Source organism: Streptosporangium saharense, assembly GCF_014203715.1.
GTDB classification, from domain to species: domain Bacteria; phylum Actinomycetota; class Actinomycetes; order Streptosporangiales; family Streptosporangiaceae; genus Streptosporangium; species Streptosporangium saharense.
The window spans coordinates 10,365-35,108 of the sequence record NZ_JACHJP010000014.1; the positions used below are offsets into that span (position 1 = coordinate 10,365).

A 24,744-nucleotide genomic window follows, 5' to 3' on the forward strand; every position below is an offset into this window, starting at 1 on the left:
TCACCTGCGGTGCAGCCGGACGGGGAAGGAATCCAGCCCGAAGTTGATGATGGAGGAGTTGTACTCGGGCTCCCCGAGCGGTTCCACCTCCGCCACCAGCCTGGACAGTTCCGTGAACAGCACCCGCAGCTCGGTCCTGGCCAGCGGCCCCCCGATGCAGTAGTGCTCGCCCCAGCCGAAGGCGATGTGCCGGTTCGGATGCCGGTCGAGGTCGAGGCGGTGTGGGTCCTCGAAGACCACGGTGTCGCGGTTGGCCCCGGGGGTCCACACCACGACCCGGTCGCCCGCGCGTATTCTCTGCCCGGCCAGCTCGACGTCGGTCTTCGCGGTGCGCAGGACGTGCAGCCCGACGGAGGTCCACCGCAGCAGCTCCTCGGTGGCGACCTTCGGGTCGGCCTTGCCGTCCAGCTCCCGCCAGGCGTCGGGGTGCCTCACCAGGGCGAGCATCGCCATGGCGGCCGTGTGCCGTACGGTCTGGATGCCGCCCACGATGATGTTGTCGCAGTTCAGCACCACCTCGTCGAGTTCGAGCGAGGCGGCGAGCGCGCTGATGACGTCGTCCTTCGGCGCGGCCTTGCGCTCCATCGCCAGTTGCAGCAGGTACGGCAGCAGCCGCTGGTGCGCGGCACGCCGCTCGGCCGGGTTGCGCCCGAGGAAGGCCTGGTCGCACATCTCCACGACCTCGTCGCGGTCCTCGTCGGGGATGCCCATGAGGTCGCACATCACGGTGAGCGGGACGACGGCCCCGATGTCGCTGACGAAGTCGATCTTCTCCCTGAGCAGCAGCCGTTCGACGACCCGCTCGGTCAGGTCGCGGATGCGCTCCTCAAGCTGGCCCGAGCGCCGGGCCGAGAAGAACGGCATCACCGGGTCCCGGTAGGCACGGTGTTTCGGCGGGTCGCTCAGCGCCATCATCCGCCCGGCCCCTGCCGGGGGACCGTACCCGGTGCCCAGCAGCGAACCGCCCTGTGAGCTGTAGGTCCTGGCGTCCCCGAGGACCGCGAGCGACTCGCGGTGGGTCAGCACCGCCCACAGCGGTCCCTCCTGGGACGACTCGTGCCGCTGGACCGCTCCCTCGCACCGGATCTCGTCGAGGATCGCGTAGGCGTCGTCCCTGGCCCAGAACCCGGCGTCGGTGAGGTCATAGGTGTCCAGCAGCATCGGGGTTCCTTTCCCCTGTCTGGTCCGCCGTCTCGGACGGTGCTGTTTCTGACGAAGCCGTCTCGTACGGCGCGCCCGCGAGTTCGTGGTCGACGCGGGCGGCCAGCTCCCGCAGGGTCGGGTGGTCGAACAGGGCCCGCACCGGAAGCGCGACCCCGAGCCGCTCCAGCACCTCGGCCGTGATCTGCGGCGCCAGCAGCGAGTAACCGCCGACGGTGAAGAAGTCGTCGTCCGGCCCCACCTGCTCGCAGCCGATGACCTGGCACCAGATGTCGCCGACCACGCGTTCGGTCTCGGTGCTGAACGCCACCGGCTCGACGCCACGGGCACGGGCGTCGGGGGCGTCCGGGGTGGGCAGCCTGAGCCGGTCGATCTTGCCCGTCGAGGTCAGCGGCATCTCCTCGACCATGACGTACGCCGCCGGGATCATGTAGGTCGGCAGCGTCCTGGTCAGCCGCCGGTGCAGCGCGGCGACGTCGATCACCGCGTCGGGACGCGCCTGGACGTAGGCGGCCGGACGCAGCGTCTCCGGGGTGTCGCCGTAGGTCCTGACGGCCGCCTGGGCGACTGCCGGGTCCCGGTACAGCGCCGCCTCGATCTCGCCCAGCTCGACCCGCGCGCCCCTGATCTTGACCTGGTCGTCGATCCGGCCCGCGAAGAGCAACCCTCCGTCGGCCGTACGGCGGGCCAGGTCGCCGGTGCGGTAGATCTGCTCGGGCAGGAAGACCTCGCGCGTCTCGTCGGGCCGGTTGAGATAGCCGTGGGCGAGGAACCCGCTGCGGACGCGGATCTCCCCGATCTCCCCGTCCGGCACCGGCCGTCCGTCCTCGTCGGTCAGCAGGATCTCCCGGCCGGGCAGGGGCCTGCCCAGCGAGATCGGATCGACGGCGTCGTCCGGCACCCGCTGCGCGGTGGCGAGGATGCACTCGGTCGGCCCGTAGAAGTTGTGCACGGCCGCCTTGGGGAAGGACTCGCGGACGGCCCGCACGAGGTCGGCGTGGAGCGACTCGCCGAACAGGCTCAGCGTCCGCACGCTGCCGACCGGTCCCGTGCCCACCGCGGCGTCCAGCAGGTGACGGCACAGGCTCGGCACGGTCTGCAGGTGCGTCACCTCGTGCTCGACGACCCACCGGTGGATGCGGGCCGGGTCGCCCTTGACCTCCCCCGGCGGGATGACCAGCGCGGCCCCGCCGTGCACCGCCGTCATGATCTCCATGTAGGCGGCGTCGTAGGTGAGCCTGGCCCACTGGAGCAACCGCGCGCCCTGACGCGTGTCGAGTTCGCCCGAGAACCAGCGGGAGAGCTGGTCGAGGTTGCCGGTGCGCTGCGCGATGCCCTTCGGCGTCCCGGTCGAGCCCGAGGTGTACACCACGTACTCGGTGTCCGGGGGGACCACCGTCTCCTTCCTGGGCCCCGCCGCCCGCCGTACGACAACCGCGTCGTCACCCTCGACCTGCACGAGCGCCGTGGGGAAGGGGTCGTCGCCCACGGGGGCGAGCACGGCGACCGGGGAACAGTCGGCCACGATCGACAGGCGCCGTTCGAGCGGCTGGTCCGCGCTCAGCCAGACGAACGGCGTGCGCGCCCCTCGGGCCGCGAGGAGCGCCGCCACGGCGTCGGGACCGTCCGGCACGGTGATCACCAGCACGTCGCCTGGCCGCAGTCCCGCGCGGACCAGCGCCGCGCTGTAGTGCGCGGCCCGCCGCTCAAGGCCCCGGTGGGTCAGGACGCCCGACTCGGTGATGACGGCGGGAGCGTCGGCCCGGCTCATGCCACACCCGCGGAGGCGCGCAGGAAGTCGGCGACCGTCCGTGCCAGTACGGCCCCGGCCGCCTGGACCACCAGGTGACCGCCGTCGAAGACCTGCACGCTGAACGGCCCCGTCGTGCTGCGCGCCCAGCCCGTCATCTCCTCACCGCTCACCGTCGGGTCGTCGTTGCCGACCAGGCCCAGCACCGGGCAGTCGAGCAACGGCTCCCACCGGTGCAGGTAGTCCTGACACAGGTTGAGGTCGGCGTGCACGACCGACAGGACGAGATCCCGCAGGTCGGGATGGGAGAGCACCTCGCCCACGGTGTCGTCGATCGAGGTCAGGAAGCTGACCACGTCCTGCTGACCGGTCGGCCCCGGCGGGCCGTTCCACAGGTGGGGCGGCAGCAGCGCGGCCAGCACGCACGCGTCGGGAGGACTCTCCGGCGACAGCTCCCTGGCCACGTTGTAGGCGACGAGCGCCCCCAGGCTCTGGCCGAGCAGCGCGTATCTCCCGGTGACGAACGGCCGCATCGCCGCGCTGATCCAGGCGACCAGCTCGTTCACGTCCGAGGCGTGCGGCGCGGTGAAGCGCCCGCCCCGGCCCGGCATCCGTACGGCCCACACCTCGATGTCCGGGGGCAGCTCCCGGGCGAGGTCGGCGAAGGCGGGGGCGTCCCCGCCCGCGTGCGGGAAGCAGAACAGCCGGGTCTCCGCGTTCGGCCTGGGCACGGGCACCCAGAACCAGTCGGTCACCAGCATCGGCGCCGTCATCACATTCCCCCGTTCCGGACGTCGAGCTTCGACAGCGGCAGGTCGGGATCGGCCACGACCTGGGCGAGAAAGGAGCGGTATCCGGCGAGGAGGCCCTCCGCCGAACGTCGGTCGAACAGATCGGTGCGGTAGCACAGCAGCGTCTCGACAGTCTCCGCCGCGGTGTCGAGCACGTGCATCTCCAGGTCGAGCCTGGTGACCTGCTGACGCACCCCGTCCCACTCCTCGACCTCGAGGTCGTGCCAGCGCGCGGGCCGCGCGCGGTGCGGGGTGCGCAGGAGCTGGAATCCCACCTGGACCAGCGGGTTGCACGTGGGGTCACGCGGGACGCCGAGGTGGTCGACCAGCATGTCGAAGGGGAGCGCGTCGTGTTCGAGCGCGTCGAGCGTGGCCGAACCGACCTGGGCGACGGCCTGCCGGAAGGACGGATCTCCCGACAGGTCGCCGCGCAGCGGGACGGTGTTGACGAAGAACCCGACTGTCGCGTGGAACTCCGGCCTCGCCCGGCCCGCGACGGGGACGGCGATGACGACGTCGTCCGTCCTGGTCCAGCGGGCCAGCAGCATCATGAAGGCCGTGAGGGTGGTGACGAACATCGTGCTGCGCAGCTCGGCGGTCAGCCCGCGCAGCCGTACGGCCAGCGGGGGCGGCACCGCGTCCGGCAACTCGCCGCCCGCGAACGTCTGCGACACCGCCCGTGGCCGGTCCGTCGGCAGATCGAGTACGGCGGGCGCCCCGGCGAGCTGTTCCCGCCAGTGGGCGAACTCCCGCTCCAGGTACTCACCGCGCAGCAGACCGCTCTGCCAGGCCGCGTAGTCGGCGTAGCGCGCCTGCGGGGCGGGCAGCTCGACCTCCTCGCCGCTCACGTACGCCGCGTACAGCGCCCCCAGCTCGGCCAGGATGATCTGCACCGACCAGGCGTCCACCACGATGTGGTGCATCGTCAGCAGCAGGATGTGCGACTCGGCGCCGAGCCGCAGCAGGTGCGCCCGCACCGGAGGTCCGGCCGCCAGGTCGAAAGGCCGCGCCACCTGCCCGGCGGCGAACTCCGCGGCGCTGACAGCCGCGTCGCCGTCCTGCGTTGTGGCATGCGCGGCCGCGTCGCCGTCCTCCCAGGTCAGTTCGACGTACGGCAGCGGCACCTGCTCACCGGGGGGTTCGATCCGCGCCCCGGGGCGGCCCCGCTCCGCAGGGAAACTCGTGCGCAGGGCGTCGTGCCTGGCGACCACTTCGGTCAGTGCGCTCCGCAGGGCGGCGACGTCGAGCGCGCCGCGCAGTTCGTAGCCGAGGCACACGTTGTACTGTGTCGATCCCGGGTCGAACTGCTGCAGGAACCAGAGCCGGTGCTGCGCGGGCGACAGGGCGCCGTGGCCGGTCCGCTCAGCGCTCATCGGCCGACTCTGCCGTGAGTTCCGTACCGGCGGGGAGCCGCTCACCGACCCGGGTGACGAAGGCCGCGAAGTCATCGGCCTCGTACAGGTCGCGGAGCGTCAGCTCGACCTTCAACCGGTCACGCACCAGGAACAGCAGCCGTACGGCGGCCAGAGAGTGCCCACCCAGCGTGAAGAAGTTGTCCGCCGAACCCACGGCGGGCACCCCCAGGACCTCTCTCCAGATCCCGGCGATCGTGCGGTGCAGCGGGCCGGTCTCCTCCTCTGCGGCTTCCTGGCCGGTTGGGAGGGGGGTGAGGGTGTGGGGTGGGGGCAGGGCGGCGCGGTCGGTTTTGCCGTTGTGGGTGGTGGGGAGCTGGGCGATCGGCAGGTAGGTGGTGGGGATCATGTAGTCGGGCAGGTGGGGTTGTAGGTGGGTGCGGATGTCGGCGGCGGTGAGGTCTTCTGTGGTGGTGAGGTAGGCGGTGAGGCGGAGGGTTCCGGTGGGGTCGGGGTGGGTGGTGACGGCGGCGTGGGTGATGTGGGGGTGGGTGGTCAGGACGTTTTCGATTTCGGTGAGTTCGATGCGGTAGCCGCGGATCTTGTGTTGGGTGTCGGTGCGGCGCTGGAACAACAACAGGCCATCAGGGGTGTAGGTGGCCAGGTCCCCGGTCCGATACAGCCTGCCGTTCGCGTAAGGGCGGAAGGCGGTGGCGGTGAGGGTGGGGCGGTTGAGGTAGCCGTGGGCGAGGCTGGGCCCGCTGATGCACACCTCTCCGGCCTGGCCGGGTTCGGTGACGGTCTGTCCGGTTTCGACGTCGATGAGGTGGACGGCCCGGTCGCCGATGGGGGTGCCGATGGGGATGGTGGGCCGGTCCAGGTCGGCGTGGGTGACGGGGTGGGCGGTGGCGAAGACGGTGCATTCGCTGGGCCCGTAGCAGTGGATCAGCCTTGTACCAGGTAGTTCGGTGAGGGCGGTCTGGACGTGGCGGACGGTGACGGCTTCCCCGCCGAACATCAGATATCGCACGTTTGTGAGTAGGTGCGGGTTGGTCGTGATGATGGTGTTGAACGCGACCGTCGGCAGGAACAAATGGGTGACCTGATGGGCTTGGGCGGTCTCGGCGACGCTCAAAGGATCCCGATTTGAACCGGTGTGGATGATGATGCGGCCGCCGGTGAGCAGGGGCGGCAGGATCTCGACCAGGTTGCCGTCCCAGGACAGCGCCGAGTGCAGCAGGGTGACGGCTTCGCTTCCCCAGGTGGCGTAAGACACGTTGGTGAAGAAGCCGGGGATGGCGCGGTGCGGAACCAGGGTGCCTTTGGGCTGGCCGGTGGAACCGGAGGTGTAGGGGATGTAGAAGACCCGCTCCGGATCGGCCGGGTGGACCGGGTTGGTGTCGGGGTGGGCGGCGACGGACGTCGGGTCCAGGAGCGGGGTGGCCGTCAGCGTCCAGGGCTGGGTGGTGAGGATGACGGCCAGGTCGGGTTCGGTGGCCATCAGCGTCAACCGGGCGGACGGTAGGCCGGGTTCCAGCGGGACGTATCCGGCTCCGGCCTTCAGGACGGCCAGCAGGGCGATGACGTAGGAGGCGCCGTGGGCCAGGTGCAGTCCGACCAGGTCCCCGGGCTTCACCCCGTGGGCGTTCAGCGCGTGCGCGAGCCGGTTGGCGGCGGCGTTGAGCTGACCGTAGGTCAACGACCCGCCATCGGCCTCGGTCAACGCCACACGGTCGGGGTGCTCCCGGACCCGGCGCTCGAACACCTCATGCACCGCACCATCGGCGTGACTCCTGGAGAACGTTTTGGTCATGACACGGGACCCTTCCGAAAATCACGCCATGCAGTCGCCGGTGAAATTTATGCAGGTAGCCCACAACCACGCTTCCATTAGGACGCGCATCCAATAGCGCCAAAACAGCGTGGACCCCGTTCCCTGAGAGATCAACTCCTAAGGGACTCTTGCGCAACACATCTTGTGCACTGATTCCTGCGGTGTCAATAGTTTCACCGAGCGCAACATCCATAATCCATTCCGGTCGTTCAATAGGTGTTCACCTCGCCTCCAGTCGCAGGGAACCCCACCCGACAAGCGGGGCGCCTCCAATGCGTAGAGCGGGCCAGAAAACCCTGCTGTCAAGGCATCCTCTTGACACCACCACCTTGACAAGATAGCTTGCGCAAGGATTCCTTAGGTTGCGAAAAACGCATGGACCGGGGCGCCGTCCCCCGGCCCAGAGCTCCGCCGTTCGCGGACAACCGAAACGGGTTATAGCGCACAGCCCCCACATTCTCATCAGCAGTATCAGCCCGATTTCCAGAGGAGTTCCGTGCCATGACAAAGGCATTTTCCACGAGCAAAGCAGCACGTGGATTGGGGGTCCGGAACTCCGAGGTCACCGATATGTCACGAAAAGCTGAGTGGGAATCCTTACTGGCTGTCCGCGCTAAAGAGCATCCCGACAGACCCGCCGTCGTCGGCCCACGGCTGACCCTTTCCTACGAGGCGCTCGACCGGCGTACCGCCGTACTCGCCGGGTCGCTCCGGGGGCATCGGGTGGGACCGGGACAGGTGGTCGCCGTGCGGGCTCAGGATCCGGTGAACGGTCTGGTCGCGTTGCTCGCCGTGCTGCGGGTCGGCGCCACGCACCTCGCGCTCGATCCCACGGCCCCCGAGGACCGTGACCGGTTCATCCTGCGGGACAGCGCCACCCGCCTCGTCCTGAGCGACGAAACCGACGACGACACCTGGAACCTCCAGCCGGAGGGAACCGAGCACGAGGGCGCGCACGCCGCCTACCTCGTCTACACCTCCGGCACGACCGGCAGGCCCAAGGGCGTCAGCGTGTCGTACGGCGCGCTCGGCGAGCACCTCGCCGGGATCACCGAGCGGTTCGGGCTGCGCGAGGACGACCGCGTCCTACGGTTCGCGCCGCCGTACGTCGACGTCGCGGTCGAGCAGGCGCTCGCGCCGCTGACCGTGGGCGCGACCGTCGTCTTCGGCGCGGAACGCGCGCCCGCGATCGGCGACCTCCTTGACCTGCTGCGCCGGGAGCGGGTGACCGTCGCCAACCTGCCCGCGGGCTACTGGAACGAGCTGGCCCTCGGACTCGACAGGACCCGGCTGCCCGAGGGCCACAGCCTGCGGTTGATGATCTCCGGAAGCGAACGGATGTCCCCGAGGGCCGCCCGCGCGTGGCTGCGGCACGCCCCCGGCGTGCGGCTCCTCAACGCCTACGGGCCGACCGAGTGCGTGGTCACCGCGACCGTCCACGAGGTGACCGAGGTCGTGACGGACGAGATCCCGATCGGCACGGCATGCGGCGACCGGACGCTCCACGTGCTCGACCCGGAGTCCGTCCCCTGCCCGCCCGGGGTCGCCGGGGAACTCCACATCGGCGGAAGCCCCCTCGCCCTGGGCTATCCGGGGCGGCCGGGGCTCACGGCCCAGCGGTTCGTGCCCGATCCGTACGGTGCCCCCGGCGCGCGCATGTACCGCACGGGCGACCTCGTCCGGCTCGACGCGGACGGGAACCTGGTGTTCCTCGGCAGGACCGACGACCAGGTCAAGATCCGGGGACACCGCGTCGAGCCCGCGGAGACCCAGCGGGTCCTTGAGGGGCATCCGGCGGTACGGCGATGCGCGGTCATCGGGCAGCACGACGAGGACGGGAGAACCCGGCTGGTCGGCTACGTGGTGACCGAGACGCCGAACACCGGGGAGCTGACGGCCTTCCTCGCCGAACGGCTGCCCGCCTACCTGCTGCCCGCGCACCTGGTGCCGCTCGACCGGCTGCCGCTGACCGAGGGCGGCAAGCTCGACCGGGACGCGCTGCCGCCGATCCCGCGCGGCCCGGCGCACAGCGCGGGAGAACCCCCGCGGACCGAGACAGAACGGCTGCTGGCCGACCTGTGGCGGGAGGTCCTCGGCGTCGAGACGATCGGACGCGGTGACGACTTCTTCGCGCTCGGCGGTGACTCGCTCGCCGCGCTCCGCATCACCGCCAGGCTGTTCGGCCACTTCGGCAAGGGACTGTCTCCCCAGGCCGTCTTCGACACCCCGGTCCTGTCCGACCTCGCGACCCGCCTCGACGCCGAACGGGCTCCGCAGCAGCCGTCTCCCGAGCGCACGCCGTACGAGGAGAACGAGAAGGACCGGCCGCTCTCCCTCGGGCAGCACGCGCTGTGGCTGGCCGAGCAGTGGAACCCGGGCGCGCCGCTCTACAACGTGCCGTGGCTGTTCCGGCTGCGTGGCCCTGTCGACGTCCCGGCGCTCGAACACTCCCTGACCGCGCTCGTCGAACGGCACGAGGCGCTGCGCACGGTCTTCCCGGCCACCCTCGGCGAGCCGGAGCAGGTCGTGCTGTCCCCCTTCCCCGTGCTGCTGGGCGTCGAGGACCACTCGGAGGAGGTCGTCGCCCGCGAGGCCCGCAGGCCGTTCGACCTGGAGCACGGCCCCCTCTTCAGGACGCTGCTGCTGCGCGACGGCGAGGACGGCTGGGCGCTGCTGGTCGTCCTGCACCACATCGTGTGGGACGAGTGGTCGCTCGGCGTCTTCGAGACCGAACTCGCCGAGCTCTACGCCGCCCACCTCGCCGACCGCTCACCCCAGCTCGCCGACCTGCCCACCCGCCCCCGCGACCACGCCGTACGGCAGCGCCGCCTGGCCCTGGACGAGGGACTCGCCTACTGGGAGCGCAGACTCGACGGCGCCCCGAGGGAGCTGGCCCTGCCCGCCGACCGCGCCGCAGGGGAACGGACCCCGTCGGGCGCCGCCGTACGGTTCGACCTGGGGGCCGACCTCGCGGAGCGGGTGCGTGACCTGGCGCGGGCGGAGGGCGCGACGCCGTTCATGGTGCTGCTTGCCGCCTTCTGCCTGATGCTGCGGGGCCGTACCGGACAGGAGGATCTCGTCGTCGCCACGCCCGTCGCGGACCGGGAGCACGACGAGGAGGGCCTGATCGGCTACTTCGTCAACCTGGTCCCGCTGCGGGTGCGGGCGCGGACGGACGTGGGCTTCCGCGAGCTGCTCGGGCGGGTGCGCGAGGACGTGCTGGCCGACCTCGGCCACCAGGACGTGCCCTTCCAGCTCCTCCTCGACCGCGTCGCCCGCGACCACTCCGGGGAACGCGCCGCCTTCGCGCAGGTCGCCTTCGAGATGCACCGCCACAACGCCCGTCCGGTACGGCTCGGCGAGGCGGACGGGACCCGGGAGCTGGTTCCCACCGGGACGTCGAAGTTCGACCTGACCTGGCAGATCACCGACGACGGTGAGCGGATCTTCGGCGTCGTCGAGTACAGCACGGACCTGTTCGACGCCGCGACGGTCGAGGGACTGACCACCGGGTGGCGGGACGCGCTACGGGAGGCCGTGGAGCTTCCGGTGCACGAGGTGTTCGAGCGTCGGGTCCGGGAGCACCCCGACCGCGTCGCGCTGACCGAGGTCGATGGGGTGTCGTTGACCTACGGTGAACTCAACGTCGCCGCCAACCGCCTCGCCCACGCGCTGAACGCCCACGGGGTGAACCCAGGGGATCTGGTGGGGTTGCACCTGGCCCACGGCGCCTCCTACGTCATCGCCCTGCTGGCCGTCCTGAAAGCCGGAGCCGGGTATGTGCCGTTAGAGCCCGGTTTGCCGTCCGCCCGGTTGACGCTGATGGCCACCGAACCCGACCTCTCGGTCATCCTCACCACACAGCCCTGGACGTTGACTGACACCCCGGTCATGGATCTAACGGACCTCGCCGCCCACCCCGACACCAACCCGGCCCACCCGGCCGATCCGGAGCGGGTCTTCTACATCCCCTACACCTCCGGCTCCACCGGTCACCCCAAGGGAACCCTGGTCCCCCACCGCGCCATCCCCGGCTTCTTCACCAACGTGTCTTACGCCACCTGGGGGCCAGAAGCCGTCACGTTGCTGCACTCGGCCCTGTCCTGGGACGGCAACCTCGTCGAGATCCTCCCGCCGCTACTGACGGGCGGGCGGATCGTCATCCACACCGGCCCCAACCGCGACCCGCTATCCGTCGCCGAGACCGCGCAGGCCCACAACGTCACCCACCTGTTCCTGCCCACGGTCGCGTTCAACACCATCATCACGACCAACCCCCACCACCTGGCAGGAATCAAGTACCTGATGTTCGGCGGAGAGGCCGTCACCGTCCGCCACGTCCACACCGCCCTGACCGAACTGCCCGACACAAGGTTGATCCACTGCTACGGGCCCAGCGAATGCACCGTCTTCGCCACCGCCCACCCCGTCACCGCAGCCGACCTGAACCGGCCCACCATCCCCATCGGCACCCCCATCGGCGACCGGACCGTTCACCTCATCGACGTCGAAACCGGGCTCCTCGTCACCGAACCAGGCGAACCCGGGGAGGTGTGCATCAGCGGACCCAGCCTCGCCCACGGCTACCTCAACCGCCCCACCCTCACCGCCACCGCCTTCCGCCCTTACGCGAACGGAAGGCTGTATCGGACCGGCGACCTGGCCACCTACACCCCCGATGGCCTGCTGCTGTTCCAACGCCGCACCGACACCCAACACAAGATCCGCGGCTACCGCATCGAACTCACCGAAATCGAAAACGTCCTCACCACCCACCCCCACATCACCCACGCCGCCGTCACCACCCACCCCGACCCCACCGGAACCCTCCGCCTCACCGCCTACCTCACCACCGCAGAAAACCTCACGGCGACCGACATCCGCACCCACCTGACCCCCCACCTGCCCGACTACATGATCCCCACCACCTACCTCACCCTCCCGGCCCTGCCGACCACCCACAACGGCAAAACCGACCGCGCCGCCCTGCCACCACCCCACACCCTCACCCCCCTCCCAACCGGCCAAGAAGCCGTAGCGGAAACGGACCCGCTGCACCGCACGCTCACCGGCATCTGGGAAAGGGTGCTCGGGCTGGCGTCCGTCGGCGCCGAGGACGACGTGTTCGAGCTGGGGGCGCACTCGTTCGCCATCGCCAAGGTGAAGGCGCGGGTCGCGGTGGCGCTGCGGATCGACCTACCGCCCCGGGTGTTCTTCACCGCCCGCACGGTCGCGGAGCAGGCGGCGGTGCTGCTGGAGAAGGCGTCGTCCCCGCAGGCCGTACTGCGCCGGGCCGAGGCCGTGGCCGCGCTGCCCGAGCTGGACGACCACGAGTGGGCGGCGGCCGTGGCCGACATCACGGACGGGGAGGACTGACATGACGACCGTGGAACACGGCTGGCAGCCGCTCAGGCCGGGGAACCTGGAGACGGCCCCGTTGACGTACGGCCAGCGCGCCCTGTGGCTGCTCGACCGGCTGACCCCGGGCACCGCGCTGCACAACATCCCCTGGGTGCTGCGGCTCGAAGGGCCGGTTGACGACACGCTGCTCGGGGAGTGCCTCAGGACGATCGTCGAACGGCACGACATCCTGCGCAGCGCGTTCCGCGCCTCGGTGGCCGAGCCGTACCAGACGGTCGAACGGGACGCGGTGTTCGGCCTGACCGTGACCGAGTGCGCGCGGGAGGCCGTCGAGGACCTGGTCCAGGCGGAGGCGCGTGGGCCGTTCGACCTGGAGCGGGACCTGCCGGTGCGGGCGCGGCTGCTGCGCTGGGCGCCCGACGGGTGCGTCCTGGTCGTTGTCTTCCACCACATCGCCTGTGACGGGCTCTCGCTGCCGGTCTTCGAGCACGAGTTGGCCGTGCTCTACACCGCGCGGGCCGAGGGCCGTACGCCACGGTTGCCCAAGCCGCCGATCCAGTACGCCGACTACGCGGCGTGGCAGCGGGAGCGGGATCCACGTGAGGAGCTGGACTACTGGCAGCGGCGCCTCGCGGGGGCGCCGGAGCGGGTGACGCTGCACACCGACCGGCCCCGCCCCCCGGTGCGGTCGACGGCGGGGGCGACCCACCTGTTCGACCTGCCGTCCGAGGTGACCGGGCGGGTGCGGGCGCTGGCGATGGCCGAGGAGGTCACGCCGTTCGTGGTGCTGTTCACCGCGTTCGCGGCGCTGCTGCACCGCTACACCGGTCAGGAGGACCTGGTCATCGGCTCCCCGGTGGCGGGCCGGGACCGGATCGAGCTTGAGGACCTGATCGGCTACTTCGTCACCGTGCTGCCGCTGCGCACGCGGATCGGCGGCGGTGAGAGCTTCCACGAGCTGCTGGCGGCGGTCGGCAGGGACGTCATGGAGGATCTCGACCACCACAGGGCGCCGCTCGACATGATCACCGACCGGCCGCTGATGAACGTCGCCTTCGGCGCGCACGGCGCCCAGGACACCGGGCCGCTACGGCTCGGCGAGGCGAGCGGGACCCCCCGGGTCCACACGACGGACACGGCCAAGTTCGACCTGCTGCTTTCGGTCTTCGACGACGGTCGCAGGATGCGGGGCGAGGTCGAGTACGCGACGGGACTGTTCGACGCCGCCACGGTCGAACGGTTCACCGGGCACTGGCTGACCCTGCTGGCCGCCGCCGTCGAGGCGCCGGGGACCGCCGTCTCCGAACTGCCCCTGACCTCCGGCGACGAGCTCGGCGCCGCCGTACCGGTGAGCCGTGAGCCCCGGACCTGCCTGCACGAGCGGTTCGAGGCCGTCGCCGCCCTGCACCGGGAGCGCATCGCCACCGACATCACCTACGAGGAGCTCAACGCCAGGGCCAACCGGCTCGCCCGTCACCTGCGGTCCCGTGGTGTACGGCCCGGCGACCGGGTGGGGCTGCTGCTCGAACGCACTCCCCGGCAGGTCGAGGCCGTGCTCGCGGTGCTGAAGGCGGGCGCCGCCTACCTGCCGATCGCCCCGGAGACCCCGCCGGAGCGGGTGGCGTTCCTCCTCGGGGACGCGGGCGCGAAGGTGGTCGTCGCCGACCGCGCCGGGGAGGGCGTCACGGTCGGGCTCGACGAGGAGGAGGCCGCCGTCTCCGCCCATCCCTCGGACAACCTCTGCCTGGACGTCCCCGTCGAGGCGACCGCCTACATCATCTACACCTCCGGCTCGACCGGCCGCCCGAAGGGGGTCGCGGTCACCCACGCGAACGTGGCCGAGCTGTTCGCCGCCACCGAGGAGCGCTTCTCCCCCGGCCCCGATGACGTGTGGACGCTGTTCCACTCCTACACCTTCGACTTCTCGGTGTGGGAGATGTGGGGAGCCCTCCTGTACGGCGGGCGCCTGGTGGTCGTGCCGAAGGAGGTCGCGAGGTCCCCCGAGCACTTCGCCCGGCTGCTCCAGGAGGAGCACGTCACCTGCCTGAGTCAGACGCCCTCCGCGTTCGGCCAGCTCGTCGGCCTCCTTGAGGAGGAGCCGCGGGTCCTCGACGACCTCAGGCTTGTCGTCTTCGGCGGTGAGGCGCTGCAGCCGCACCACGTGCGCCGGTGGTTCGCCACCGGGGCCGGGCCGAACGCCCGGCTGTGCAACATGTACGGCATCACCGAGACGACAGTCCACGTCACGGCCTACGACATCACCCCGGAGACACCCTTCGACCGCAGCGTGATCGGACGGCCGCTGCCCCACCTGTCGGCCGAGGTGCTCGACCGGCACGGCCGGGCCGTACCGGACGGGGTGCCCGGGGAGCTGTTCGTCGGCGGGTTCGGGGTGACCGGCGTGTACGTGGGCCGTCCCGGGCTGACCGCCTCCCGCTTCGTGCCCGACCCGGCGAGGCCGGGGGCGCGGCGCTACCGCAGCGGTGACCTGGTCCGCAGGCTGCCCGGTGGGGACCTGGAGTATCTGGGCAGGATCGACGACCAGGTCAAGATCCGTGGCTTCCGCATCGAGCCGGGCGAGATCCAGCGGGTCCTCGACGCCCATCCCGACGTGCGGTCCTGCGTGGTCGTGGTCAGGGAGGGACGGCTGCTCGCCTACGTCGTGCCCCGCGACGGGTGGCCGGGGGCGGCCGAGCTGCGCGCCCACCTGGCGGCCAGGCTGCCGGACTACATGGTGCCGTCGGCGGTCGTGCCGCTTGAGCGGATTCCGCTGACCCCCAACGGCAAGGTGGACCAGCGGGCACTGCCCGACCCCGGGCGTGGGGAGCGGCCCTACGAGGCGCCGCGCGGTCCCGCCGAGCGGGCGCTCGCCGACGCCCTCGCCGAGGTGCTGAAGCTGGAGCGGGTCGGCAGGGACGACAACTTCTTCGAGCTGGGCGGCGACTCGGTCCGCAGCGTGCAGGTCGCGGGACGGCTCAGGCGGGCGGGCTACGCGCTGCCGCTCGACGTGCTGTTCGCCCACCCCACGGTCCACGAGGCGGCGGCCAGGGTGACCCCTGCGGAGGACGGGCCGCCGCCGGAGCCGTTCTCGCTGCTCGGCGAGGCCGACCGGGGGCGGGTCGCGGCGCTCGACGACGTGATTGACGCCTACCCGATGACCTCCATGCAGCTCGCGATGGTCTACCACATGGAGCTTGAGCCGGAGCGCAGGCCGTACCACAACGTCAACAGCTATCGGGTGGCGACGCCGCTCGACGAGGAGGCGCTCACCCGGGTCGTGGCCGAGGCCGTCGAGCGGCACCCGGTGCTGCGCACCTCCCTCGACCTGGTCACCTTCGGCGAGCCCATGCAGCTCGTCCACCGGACGGCGCCCTCGCCGCTGACCGTGGAGGACCTCCAGGGGGCCGACCAGCAGGCGGCGATCACGGCGCTCGTCGAACGCGAGTGGGCGACCCCGTTCGACCTGCGGACGGCCCCGCTGTTCCGGGTGACGGCGCAACGCCTCTCCCCGACCGCCTTCCAGCTCACGCTCACCGAGCACCACGCGATCCTGGACGGCTGGAGCTTCACCTCACTGGTCGCCGAGATCCTCAACCGGCACGCCCTGCTGCGGGACCGTCCCGACACGCCGAAGGCGCCGCCGCCCAGGTCACGGTTCAGCAGGTTCGTCGCCCTCGAACGCGCGGCGGCGGGCTCGGCCGAGTCGGTCGCCTTCTGGAAGGAACGCCTCTCCGGCCTCGACGGCACCCTGTTCACCGGCCTCGGGCGGACGGCGACCGTGGCGCACAGCATCGACCGCGAGGTGGACGGCGAACTGTCCCGGGCGATGTCCCGGCTGGCCGTGAGCGCGGGAGCGAGCAGGAAGAGCGTCGCGCTGACCGCGCACCTGATCGCCCTGGGCCGGGTGACGGGCCGCACGGACGTCGTCACCGGGCTCGGCGTCAACGGCAGGGTCGAGGAGGAGGCGGGCACGGAGGCGCTCGGCCTGTTCCTCAACACGGTCCCCTTCTCCGTCTCCCTCGACGGTGGGACCTGGATCGATCTGGTACGGCGGGTGCACCGGGACGAGACGGCGATCATGCCGCACCGGCGGGTGCCGTTCGCCACGCTCGCCCGTCACATGCGCGACTGGAACCTGGACGTCAACTTCGGGTTCAACCGGTTCCACGCGCTCGCCGGGGTCAGGATCGACGACGAACGCATCGGGTGCGCGCCGACGATGCGCTACGAACCCAACCACTTCACGCTCAGCATCGGGTTCGTGCAGGACCCGGCCTCGGACCGGGCGCTGCTGATCGCCGACTACCCGGCCTCGAAACTGCCGCACACGGTCGCCGCGGACTACGCGGACTCCTTCATGCGGGCCGTACACGCCATGACCGCCCAGCCGTACTCCAACTACCGCGAGGAGCTCTTCCCATGACATATGTCGTCGTGGTCAACGACGAGGACCAGTACTCGATATGGCCCGAGGAACGGGCGCTCCCCGCGGGGTGGGCCGACGCCGGTCACCGGGGCTCCGAGGACGAGTGCCTGGCCCACATCGAGCGGGTGTGGACCGACATGCGCCCGCGCAGCCTGCGTGAACGGATCTGAGCCCGTGCAGCTCATCGAGGACGCCCTCGCGCACCAGGCGCGCCTGCGGCCGGACCGTCCGGCCGTCACCCATCTGGACTTCGAGGCCGGGCACATCCCCCGGCACCTGGAGGTGACCTTCGGCGAACTCCACGCCAGGGCCGCCGCGTTCGCGGCCAGGCTGAGCGCCGTCGTCGCCCCCGGGCAGCACGTCATGCTGCTGCACAACTCCGGCGTCGACTTCGTCGTGGAGTTCTTCGGCTGCCTGATGGCCGGGGCTGTCCCCGTCCCGGCGCCCGAGCCGCAGATCCCCTACCACCGGGCCGCCGAACGGCTCACCAGGATCGTCGAGGACGCCGGGATCACCGCGGCGACGGCGGCCCGGCAGGTCGCCGTTGCCGACGTGGTCGCGTTGAGCCCCCGCCTGTCGGAGGTGACGTGGCTCGGCGACGCCGTACCGGGCGAAACCGGACCGCGGCGTGAGCGCAGAGCGCTGCGGGACGACGTCGCCTACCTGCAGTACACCTCCGGCTCGACCGGCTCGCCGCGCGGCATCGAGATCACGCACGGCAACGTGCTCGACGAGGTGGACTACTTCGGCGCCGCGCTGGGCCTGGACTCCGAGTCGGTGCTGGTGAACTGGGCGCCGGTCTTCCACGACCTCGGCCTCGTGCTGGGCGTCCTGGTGCCGCTGCTGCGGGGTGGCCGCATCGTGACGCTGTCGCCGCAGGCGTTCGTGCGCGACCCGGAGCGCTGGCTGCGGGCGATCTCCGACTTCGGCGGCACCCACGCCGCCGCCCCCGACTTCGCCTACGACCTGTGCCTGCGCAGGATTCCCGAGAACAGGCGGGCCGGGCTGCGGCTGGACACCTGGCGGGTGGCGATCAACGGCGCCGAGCCGGTGCGGGCGGAGACCGTTGACCGCTTCACCGAGTCCTTCGCCCCGTACGGCTTCCGCCCCGACGCGATGCGTCCCTCGTACGGCCTGGCCGAGTGCACGCTCGCGGTGACGACTCCCCCGTTGCACGAGATGCCGGGCCGGGTCGTGGCCGACCGGGACGCGCTCGCCGAGGGCGTCGTCAAGCCGTCCCCGACCGGGCGGACGCTCGTGTCGTGCGGACGTCCGATCCCCGGCATCAACGTCTCGATCGTCTCCCCGGACACCCGCGAGCAGCTCCCCGAGGACGCCGTCGGCGAGATCAGGGTGACCGGCTGGGGCGTGGCCCGTGGCTTCCACGGCGACCCGGCGAGGATGACCGAGCTCAACACCGGTGACCTGGGCTTCTTCCACGAGGGCGAGCTCTACGTCACCGGAAGGCTCAAGGACGTCATCATCGTCCGCGGCCAGAACTACCACCCGGTTGACCTGGAGCAGGTGGCCGAGCGGGCCGACCCGCAGATCCGTCCCGGCTGCCTGGCGGCCTTCCAGGACGGCGACGTGGTCGGCATGGTCTGCGAGGTCAGGGGCAACCAGACCGAGGCGGAGCTGGCGGAGATCGCCACCACGATCCAGCGGGAGATCTCCGAGACGTTCCAGCTCAAACTCGACGTGATCGCCCTGGTCCAGCCGGGCAGCGTGCCGAAGACGTCGAGCGGCAAGGTCCGCAGGAACGAGTGCGGGCGCAGACTCGCCGCCGGTGAGCTGCGGGTACGGCACCGCGTCGAGCGGACCGCGGTCTCGGCCCGGGTCAGCGCCGCCGCCGCGAAGCCGATGCTCAGGTTCCTGCTGGGCAGGGTCGTCGGCATCCCGGTCACCCAGCTCGACGACCACGTCCCCTTCGCCGACTACGGCCTCGACTCCAAGGGTGCCCACGAGCTGGCCGGGGAGCTCGAACGCCTGCTCGGCACCGCGGTCCCCTCGTCGATGGTCTTCGACTACCCGACCATCTCCGACCTGGCCAAGGCGTTGGAATCAGAATGAAGGAGATCGCCGTCGTCGCCATGGCCTGCCGGTTCCCCGGCGGGGTCACCTCGCCGGAGGAGCTGTGGCGGCTCCTGCTCGACGGGGCCGACGCCGTCGGGGAGGTGCCGTCCAGCCGGTGGTCCGTCGAGCGGCTGTACTCGGCGGACCCCGCGGAGCCCGGGAAGATCAGCAGTCGGTGGGCGGGCTGCGTCGACGGCATCGAGGAGTTCGACGCCGCCTTCTTCGGCCTCTCCCCCGCGGAGGCCGAGCACATGGACCCTCAGCAGCGGCTGCTGCTGGAGGTGGCCCACGAGACGATGGAACGTGCCGGGCTGCCCTCGACCCACGACCTGGTCCGCGACTGCGGCGTCTTCGTCGGCATCAGCGGCAGCGAGTACGGCCGCGCCCTGGGCAGCGATTTGTCCGCTATAGGGCCATATTTCAGTACCGGTCAGGCTCTGTCCATCGCGGCCAACCGCATCTCCTACGCCTGGGACATGCACGGCCCGAGCGTCGCGGTGGACACCGCCTGCTCCTCCGGGCTGGTCGCCGTGGACATGGCGGTGCAGAGCCTGCGGCGCGGCGCCTGCCCGGTCGCGCTGGCCGGGGCCGTCAACCTCGTGCTGGCGCCGGAGAACTGGGTGTCGCTGTCCCGGTTCGGGATGATGGCGACGGACGGGCGGTGCCGTTCCTTCGGCGCGGGCGGCGACGGTTTCGTCCGCTCCGACGGCTGCGCGTTGCTGCTGCTCAAGCCGCTTGAGGCGGCCGAACGCGACGGCGACGAGATCCTCGCCGTCATCCGGGGCTCCGCGGTCAACCAGGACGGCAGGAGCAACGGCCTGACCGCGCCCAACGGCCCCGCCCAGGAGGCGGTGATCCGCGCCGCGCTCAGGGACGCCGACCTGCCCGCCGAGGCGGTCTCCTACGTGGAGGCGCACGGCTCGGGCACCGCGCTCGGCGACCCGATCGAGATGGGCGCGCTGACCCGCACGTACGGCAGGCGGAAGGCGGGGCTGTGTCACGTCGGCTCGGTGAAGTCCAACATCGGGCACGCCGAGGCGGCGGCCGGGATCGCGGGGCTGGTCAAACTCGTCCTGTGCCTGCGCAACGGCCACCTGCCCGCCTCCCTGCACGCGACCCCGCCCAACCCCCGGCTCAGGCTTGAGGGCACCAGGATGCGGGTGGTCACCGAACCCCTCACGTGGGCCGGGGACCCCCTGGTCGGCGCGGTCAGCTCCTTCGGCTTCGGCGGCACCAACGCCCACGTCATCGTCTCCACCGCGCCCAGCCGTACCACCCGGAAGACCGTTCCCGGTAATACTTCCAACCAGCCGAACACCACCCGCGAAGCCGTACCCGAACCACCCGACGTCCCCAAGGCCGGTCCCAGCCCCGCTCCCGAGCCACCGGACACCCTCAAAGCCGTCCCCGGAGTCGCTCCCGAAGCGCCCGGCCCTGCTCGCGAAGCCGTACCCGAACCATCCGATGTCCTCAAGGCCGTCCCCGAAGCACCCGACACGGCCCCCGAGCCCGTGTCCCCGCCGCTCGTGCTGCCCGTCTCCGCGCGGAGTGCGAAGGCTCTGCGGGCGCTGGCCGTACGGTATGCCGACTTTGTCGAGGCGCACGAGGAGGTGTCCCTCGCCGACCTGTGCCACAGTGCGGCCGTACGGCGGGCACACCATCGGCACCGGGCCGCCCTGGTCGTGGCGGATGACGCGGAGGGCAGGAAGCGGCTTCTGGGTGAGTTGCGGGAGTTGCCGAGGACCTCGGACGACGGGCCGCCCTGGCGTGATCCCGTGCTGGTCTTCTCCGGGCAGGGCGCGCAGTACCCGGGCATGGCCCGTCACCTGCTCGACCGGCCCCCCTTCGCCGACGTCGTCGCGCGCTGCGAGCCCGTCTTCCAGGCCGAGTTGGGCGTCTCCGTCCGGGCGCTGCTCACCGGGGAGGAGCTTCCGCCGTACACCGACGTGGCGCAGGCGACGCTGTTCACCTTCCAGGCCGGGCTGTACGAACTGTGGCGTTCCCTGGGGATCGTCCCCGCGGCCGTCGTCGGGCACAGCGCCGGGGAGACGGCCGCTGCCTACGCGGCGGGGCTGCTCGACCTGGAGGCGGCGGCGCGGCTGACGGCCCTTCGGGGGGCCGCGATGCGGCTGGTCCACGGCAGTGGCCGCGTGGTCGCCGTCGGCGGTCCCGTGGCCGACGCGACGCCGTACCTCAAGGAAGGGGTCGTGGTCGCCGCGCGCAACGGGCCCGGCGCGTTCGTGGTCTCCGGCGCTGACCCGGCCCTGGCCGCCACGACCGAGGCGCTGAAGAGGGCGGGATTCACCTGCACGCCACTGCCCGGCGAGTACGCCTTCCACAGCCCGCTGATGCGGCCCGCCGCCGAGGCGATGCGGCGGGCGCGGGTGGCGCCGACGGCCCCCGGTGGGAGCGCGCTGTTCTGCTCGACCTCGCTGGGCGCGGTCGTCAACGGCGTACGGCTGGACGCGGACTACTGGGCGGAGGGCATCACCGGGCCCGTCCGCTTCCAGGAGGCGGTCGAGGCGCTGGTCGAGATGGGGTTCGGCGCCTTCCTGGAGATCGGCCCGAAGCCGACCCTCGCCTCGGGGATCGTCAGGACCGCCCGGCGCAACGGCGGCGCGGCCCGGGTCGTGCAGGCGCACCGCGACGGCGGCACCGTCCCCACGCTCGTGGACCTCTATCTCGCGGGGGCCGACCTGGACTGGAGGGCCGTCTCCCCCGACGGCGCCTTCCTGCCCGGCCTCCCCACCTATCCCTGGCAGCGGACCCGTCACTGGGCGCTCACCGAGAACTCTAAGGAAAGCGGCATGAGGGACGACGTCGTCACCACGATCAGGACGCTGCTCGCCGGACACCTCAGGCTGAGTCCCGCCGAGCTCTCCGACCACGCCAGGTTCCTCGACCTGGGCGCCGACAGCCTGGTGCTGCTGAAGGTCGTCTCCCAGATCAACGAGCGCTACGGGACCGCCTTCCAGCCGACGATGCTCTTCGACGAGTATCCGACCGTGCGGGCCCTGGCCGCCGCCATCGAGGCGCAGGCCCCGGCCGTCACGACGGCGGTCGCGGTCGCCACGGCGGCCGGTCCCGAGACCGCCACGGCCTCGGCGACGGCGGGCCCCGCCGCACTCCCAGCCGTGCCCCCGGCATCGGGTACGGCTGACGCGACCGTCGCCCACGTCGTCGCCGAGCAGCTCGCCCTCATGCGGGAGCAGCTACGGGTGCTCGCCCCCGGTGGTCTCCCCCTCGCGCCCCCCGCCCCTTCGGCTCCGGTGGCGAACGGCGTGGCCCCGCAGCTTCCGAAGGCCCCCGAGCCTCCCAGAGAGAAGCCCGTCGTCCCGGTCAACCGGCTCACCGAGGACCAGCGGCGTTACGTGGACGAACTGGTCACGCGGATGGACGAGCGGGACGCCGCGTCGAAGAAGCTCGCGGGCGCCTACCGGCCCCGCCTCTCCGAGAGCCGTCCGTGGGCGAACTTCAGGCCCGAGGTGAAGGAACTGCTCGTCCCCATCGTGGCCGACCGGGTTCAGGGCGCCAGGATCTGGGACGAGTCGGGCAACGCCTACACGGACTACTGCATGGGCTTCGGCGTGCAGCTCTTCGGCCACACCCCCGAGTTCGTCTCCGAGGCCGTACGGCGCCAGCTCGACCGGGCCTTCTCCCTCGGTTACCAGCTCCGGCAGAGCTACGAGCTGGCCGAGCAGTTCTGCCGGATCACCGGCCACGACCGGGTGACGTTCTGCAACACCGGCTCGGAGGCCGTGATGGGCGCGATCCGCCTGGCGCGGCTCGCCACCGGACGCCACAGAATCGCCTACTTCGAGAAGTCCTACCACGGCCTGGTGGACGCGGTCCTGGCCCGTGGCGGCCTTGAGCCCGGCCGGTCCATGCCGATCGCCCCCGGCCTGTCCCCCGGCGCGATCGGCGAGGCTGTGGTGTTGCCGTACGGCGAGGCCGACTCGCTGGCCCACCTGAAGAGTGTGGCGGGCGAGCTGGCCGCGATCGTCGTGGAGCCCGTGCAGAACCGCAACCCGTCCGTGCAGCCCGCGGAGTTCCTGGCCGAACTGCGGAGGTTCACCGCCGAACACGGCATCGTGCTGATCTTCGACGAGATGATCACCGGCTTCCGGATCGGCCTTCGGGGTGCCGCCGGATATTTCAACATAAAGCCAGACATGGCCACCTACGGCAAGATCCTCGGTGGCGGGTTGCCGATCGCGGCGATCGCGGGCCGTTCCGACCTGATGGACGGCATGGACGGCGGCACCTGGGGCTACGGCGACGACAGCGCGCCGACGGCGCCGACGACCCTGTTCGGCGGGACCTTCCAGAAGCACCCGCTGGCGGTCAGCGCGGCGCGTGCCGTACTCGACCATCTCGAAAGCCGGGGACCCGCGCTCTACGAGGAGCTGAACGGCAGGGCCAGGCGGATCACGGACGCGCTCTCGGAGCTCATCAGGACCGAGGATCTGCCGTACACGATCGCCTCGTTCGGCTCGCTGTGGCGGTTCGAGTATCGCGGCGCGTCCAACTTCTACCAGCCGCTACAACTGGAGATGCTCTACCAGAGCCTGCTGTCCGACGGCATCTACGTCTGGGAGGGCCGGACGTTCTTCCTGTCCACCGCCCACGACGACCGGGACGCCGAGGAGCTCGTCGAGGCGATCGGACGGGGGGTGCGCCGGCTGCGCTCGGCCGGGTTCCTGCCCGCCAGGAAGCCCCTCGAATGGCCCGCGACCCCGCAGCAGCGACGGCTCTGGCAGCTCCAGAGCGAACACGGCCCCGAGTGGACCGCCTACCACGAGACCGTGCTGCTGCACCTGCGCGGCTCCCTCGACAGGGATGCCCTGGTCGCGGCCGTCAGGGCGGTCTGGCGCCGCCATCCCGCGCTGCGGGCCGTACTCGCCGAGAACGGGACCCTGCTGCGCTGCGACCCCGAGGCCACGCTCGACGTGCTCGTCCTCGAAGGCGCAACGGAGGAGACGGTCCGCGAGCTGACCGACAGGCCGTTCCCCCTCGACCGTGGCCCGCTGTTCCGCGCCGCGCTGCTCGACCGTGGCGCCGACCTGCACACCCTCGTGCTGTGCGCGCACCACGCCGTCATGGACGGCGTGTCCGCCGCCCTCCTGCTGTCCGACCTCACCGACACCTACACCCAGGCCACCCGGGGCCTCCCCCTGACCCCGGCCACCGCGTCCATCCCCGCCAGTGCGGCCCGTACGGCAGGCGCGGGACAGGACGAGACCGTGGCGCCGGTCGGTGTAGCCCGTACGGCAGGCGTGGGACAGGCCGCGACCATCCACGCGGAAAGTGCGGGACAGTCCCCAGGCCAGAGCGTGGGACAGGGCGAGGCCGTGACGCCGGTCGGTGCGGAGGACTTCGCCCCGGCCGCCCGTCACACCTCCCGCCTGCCCAGGGGCCTGTGGGACGCGGTCGCCGCCCGCGCCAGAAGCCTGGGGTGCACACCGTTCACCCTCGCCTTCTGCGCGTTCGGCCACGCGCTGCACGAGGTGACCGGCAGGACCGAGCTGTCCGTCGGCGTCCACGTGGACCGCAGGACGACCGAACAGGAGCACGCCTTCGCCGGTCACTTCCTCGACGTGGTGGCCGTCCCCAGCACCGCGGCCGGGTCGTTCGACGACTACCGCGCCGGGCTCCAGGGACGACTCGGCACCCTGCTCGGCGCCCCCAGGGGCCAGGCCGCCCCGGTCGAGGTGGTCTTCGACCTCAACCCGGCGGTGCCCGAGCTGTCCTGGCCCGGCCTGGACGTCGAGATCGAGGCGCCGAAGGCGGGACACGCCAAATACGGCCTGTTCTTCGACGTCATCCCGGTCGCCGAGGAGGGCCTGGTCGAGATCACCTACCGTCCTCCCTTCGACCGCAACCTCGTCGAACGCCTGCACGCCCGCTGGACGGCCCTGCTCACCGAGACCTCGTGACCTCCGACCCTGTCGCCGGTACGGCGTGCCGTACCGGCGACAGGGCGTTCTCTTCGATGA

The 24,744-nt window shown here is 71.4% G+C and carries 10 protein-coding genes; 5 read left to right on the forward strand and 5 right to left on the reverse strand.

The annotated features are described in order from the left end of the window. The 5 genes from FHS44_RS37595 to FHS44_RS37615 are packed head-to-tail and all read right to left on the reverse strand — an operon-like array spanning position 1 to position 6,828. Positions 1–1,161: a cytochrome P450 gene (locus tag FHS44_RS37595; RefSeq protein WP_184724849.1), complete on the reverse strand. Its 1,161-nt coding sequence runs from the start codon at positions 1,159–1,161 to the stop codon at positions 1–3. Beyond that, the gene (locus FHS44_RS37600; RefSeq protein WP_184724852.1) at positions 1,142–2,932 is read right to left on the reverse strand and encodes a non-ribosomal peptide synthetase; all 1,791 of its coding nucleotides are present in this window, start codon (positions 2,930–2,932) and stop codon (positions 1,142–1,144) included. The genes FHS44_RS37595 and FHS44_RS37600 overlap by 20 nt, the downstream gene beginning before the upstream one ends. Then, positions 2,929–3,684, reverse strand: coding sequence for a thioesterase II family protein (locus tag FHS44_RS37605; RefSeq protein ID WP_184724855.1), 756 nt, complete (start codon positions 3,682–3,684; stop codon positions 2,929–2,931). Before FHS44_RS37605 ends, FHS44_RS37600 begins: the two co-directional genes overlap by 4 nt. Continuing rightward, entirely contained in the window at positions 3,684–5,075 is a 1,392-nt protein-coding gene (locus FHS44_RS37610; protein WP_184724857.1) for a condensation domain-containing protein, read from the reverse strand. The genes FHS44_RS37605 and FHS44_RS37610 overlap by 1 nt, the downstream gene beginning before the upstream one ends. Next, positions 5,065–6,828, reverse strand: a complete 1,764-nt coding sequence (locus FHS44_RS37615) for a non-ribosomal peptide synthetase (RefSeq protein ID WP_184724860.1) — start codon at positions 6,826–6,828, stop codon at positions 5,065–5,067. The genes FHS44_RS37610 and FHS44_RS37615 overlap by 11 nt, the downstream gene beginning before the upstream one ends. A gap of 630 nt (positions 6,829–7,458) precedes the next feature. Here FHS44_RS37615 and FHS44_RS37620 point away from each other — a divergent pair. Genes FHS44_RS37620 through FHS44_RS37640 form a run of 5 tightly spaced genes read left to right on the forward strand, consistent with a single transcriptional unit; the run spans position 7,459 to position 24,684 of the window. Beyond that, on the forward strand, positions 7,459–12,264 hold the full coding sequence (locus FHS44_RS37620; RefSeq protein ID WP_184724863.1) for a non-ribosomal peptide synthetase: 4,806 nt from the start codon (positions 7,459–7,461) through the stop codon (positions 12,262–12,264). A 1-nt stretch (position 12,265) separates the two neighbouring features. Next, positions 12,266–16,672 (forward strand): non-ribosomal peptide synthetase, encoded by a 4,407-nt coding sequence (locus FHS44_RS37625; protein ID WP_184724866.1) that lies wholly within the window; start codon positions 12,266–12,268, stop codon positions 16,670–16,672. Beyond that, positions 16,669–16,845, forward strand: a complete 177-nt coding sequence (locus FHS44_RS37630; protein ID WP_184724882.1) for an MbtH family protein — start codon at positions 16,669–16,671, stop codon at positions 16,843–16,845. Before FHS44_RS37625 ends, FHS44_RS37630 begins: the two co-directional genes overlap by 4 nt. Before the next feature lie 4 nt (positions 16,846–16,849). After that, positions 16,850–18,745 (forward strand): AMP-binding protein, encoded by a 1,896-nt coding sequence (locus FHS44_RS37635; RefSeq protein ID WP_184724885.1) that lies wholly within the window; start codon positions 16,850–16,852, stop codon positions 18,743–18,745. Further along, entirely contained in the window at positions 18,742–24,684 is a 5,943-nt protein-coding gene (locus tag FHS44_RS37640; RefSeq protein WP_184724888.1) for a type I polyketide synthase, read from the forward strand. Before FHS44_RS37635 ends, FHS44_RS37640 begins: the two co-directional genes overlap by 4 nt. Positions 24,685–24,744: the final 60 nt, after the last annotated feature.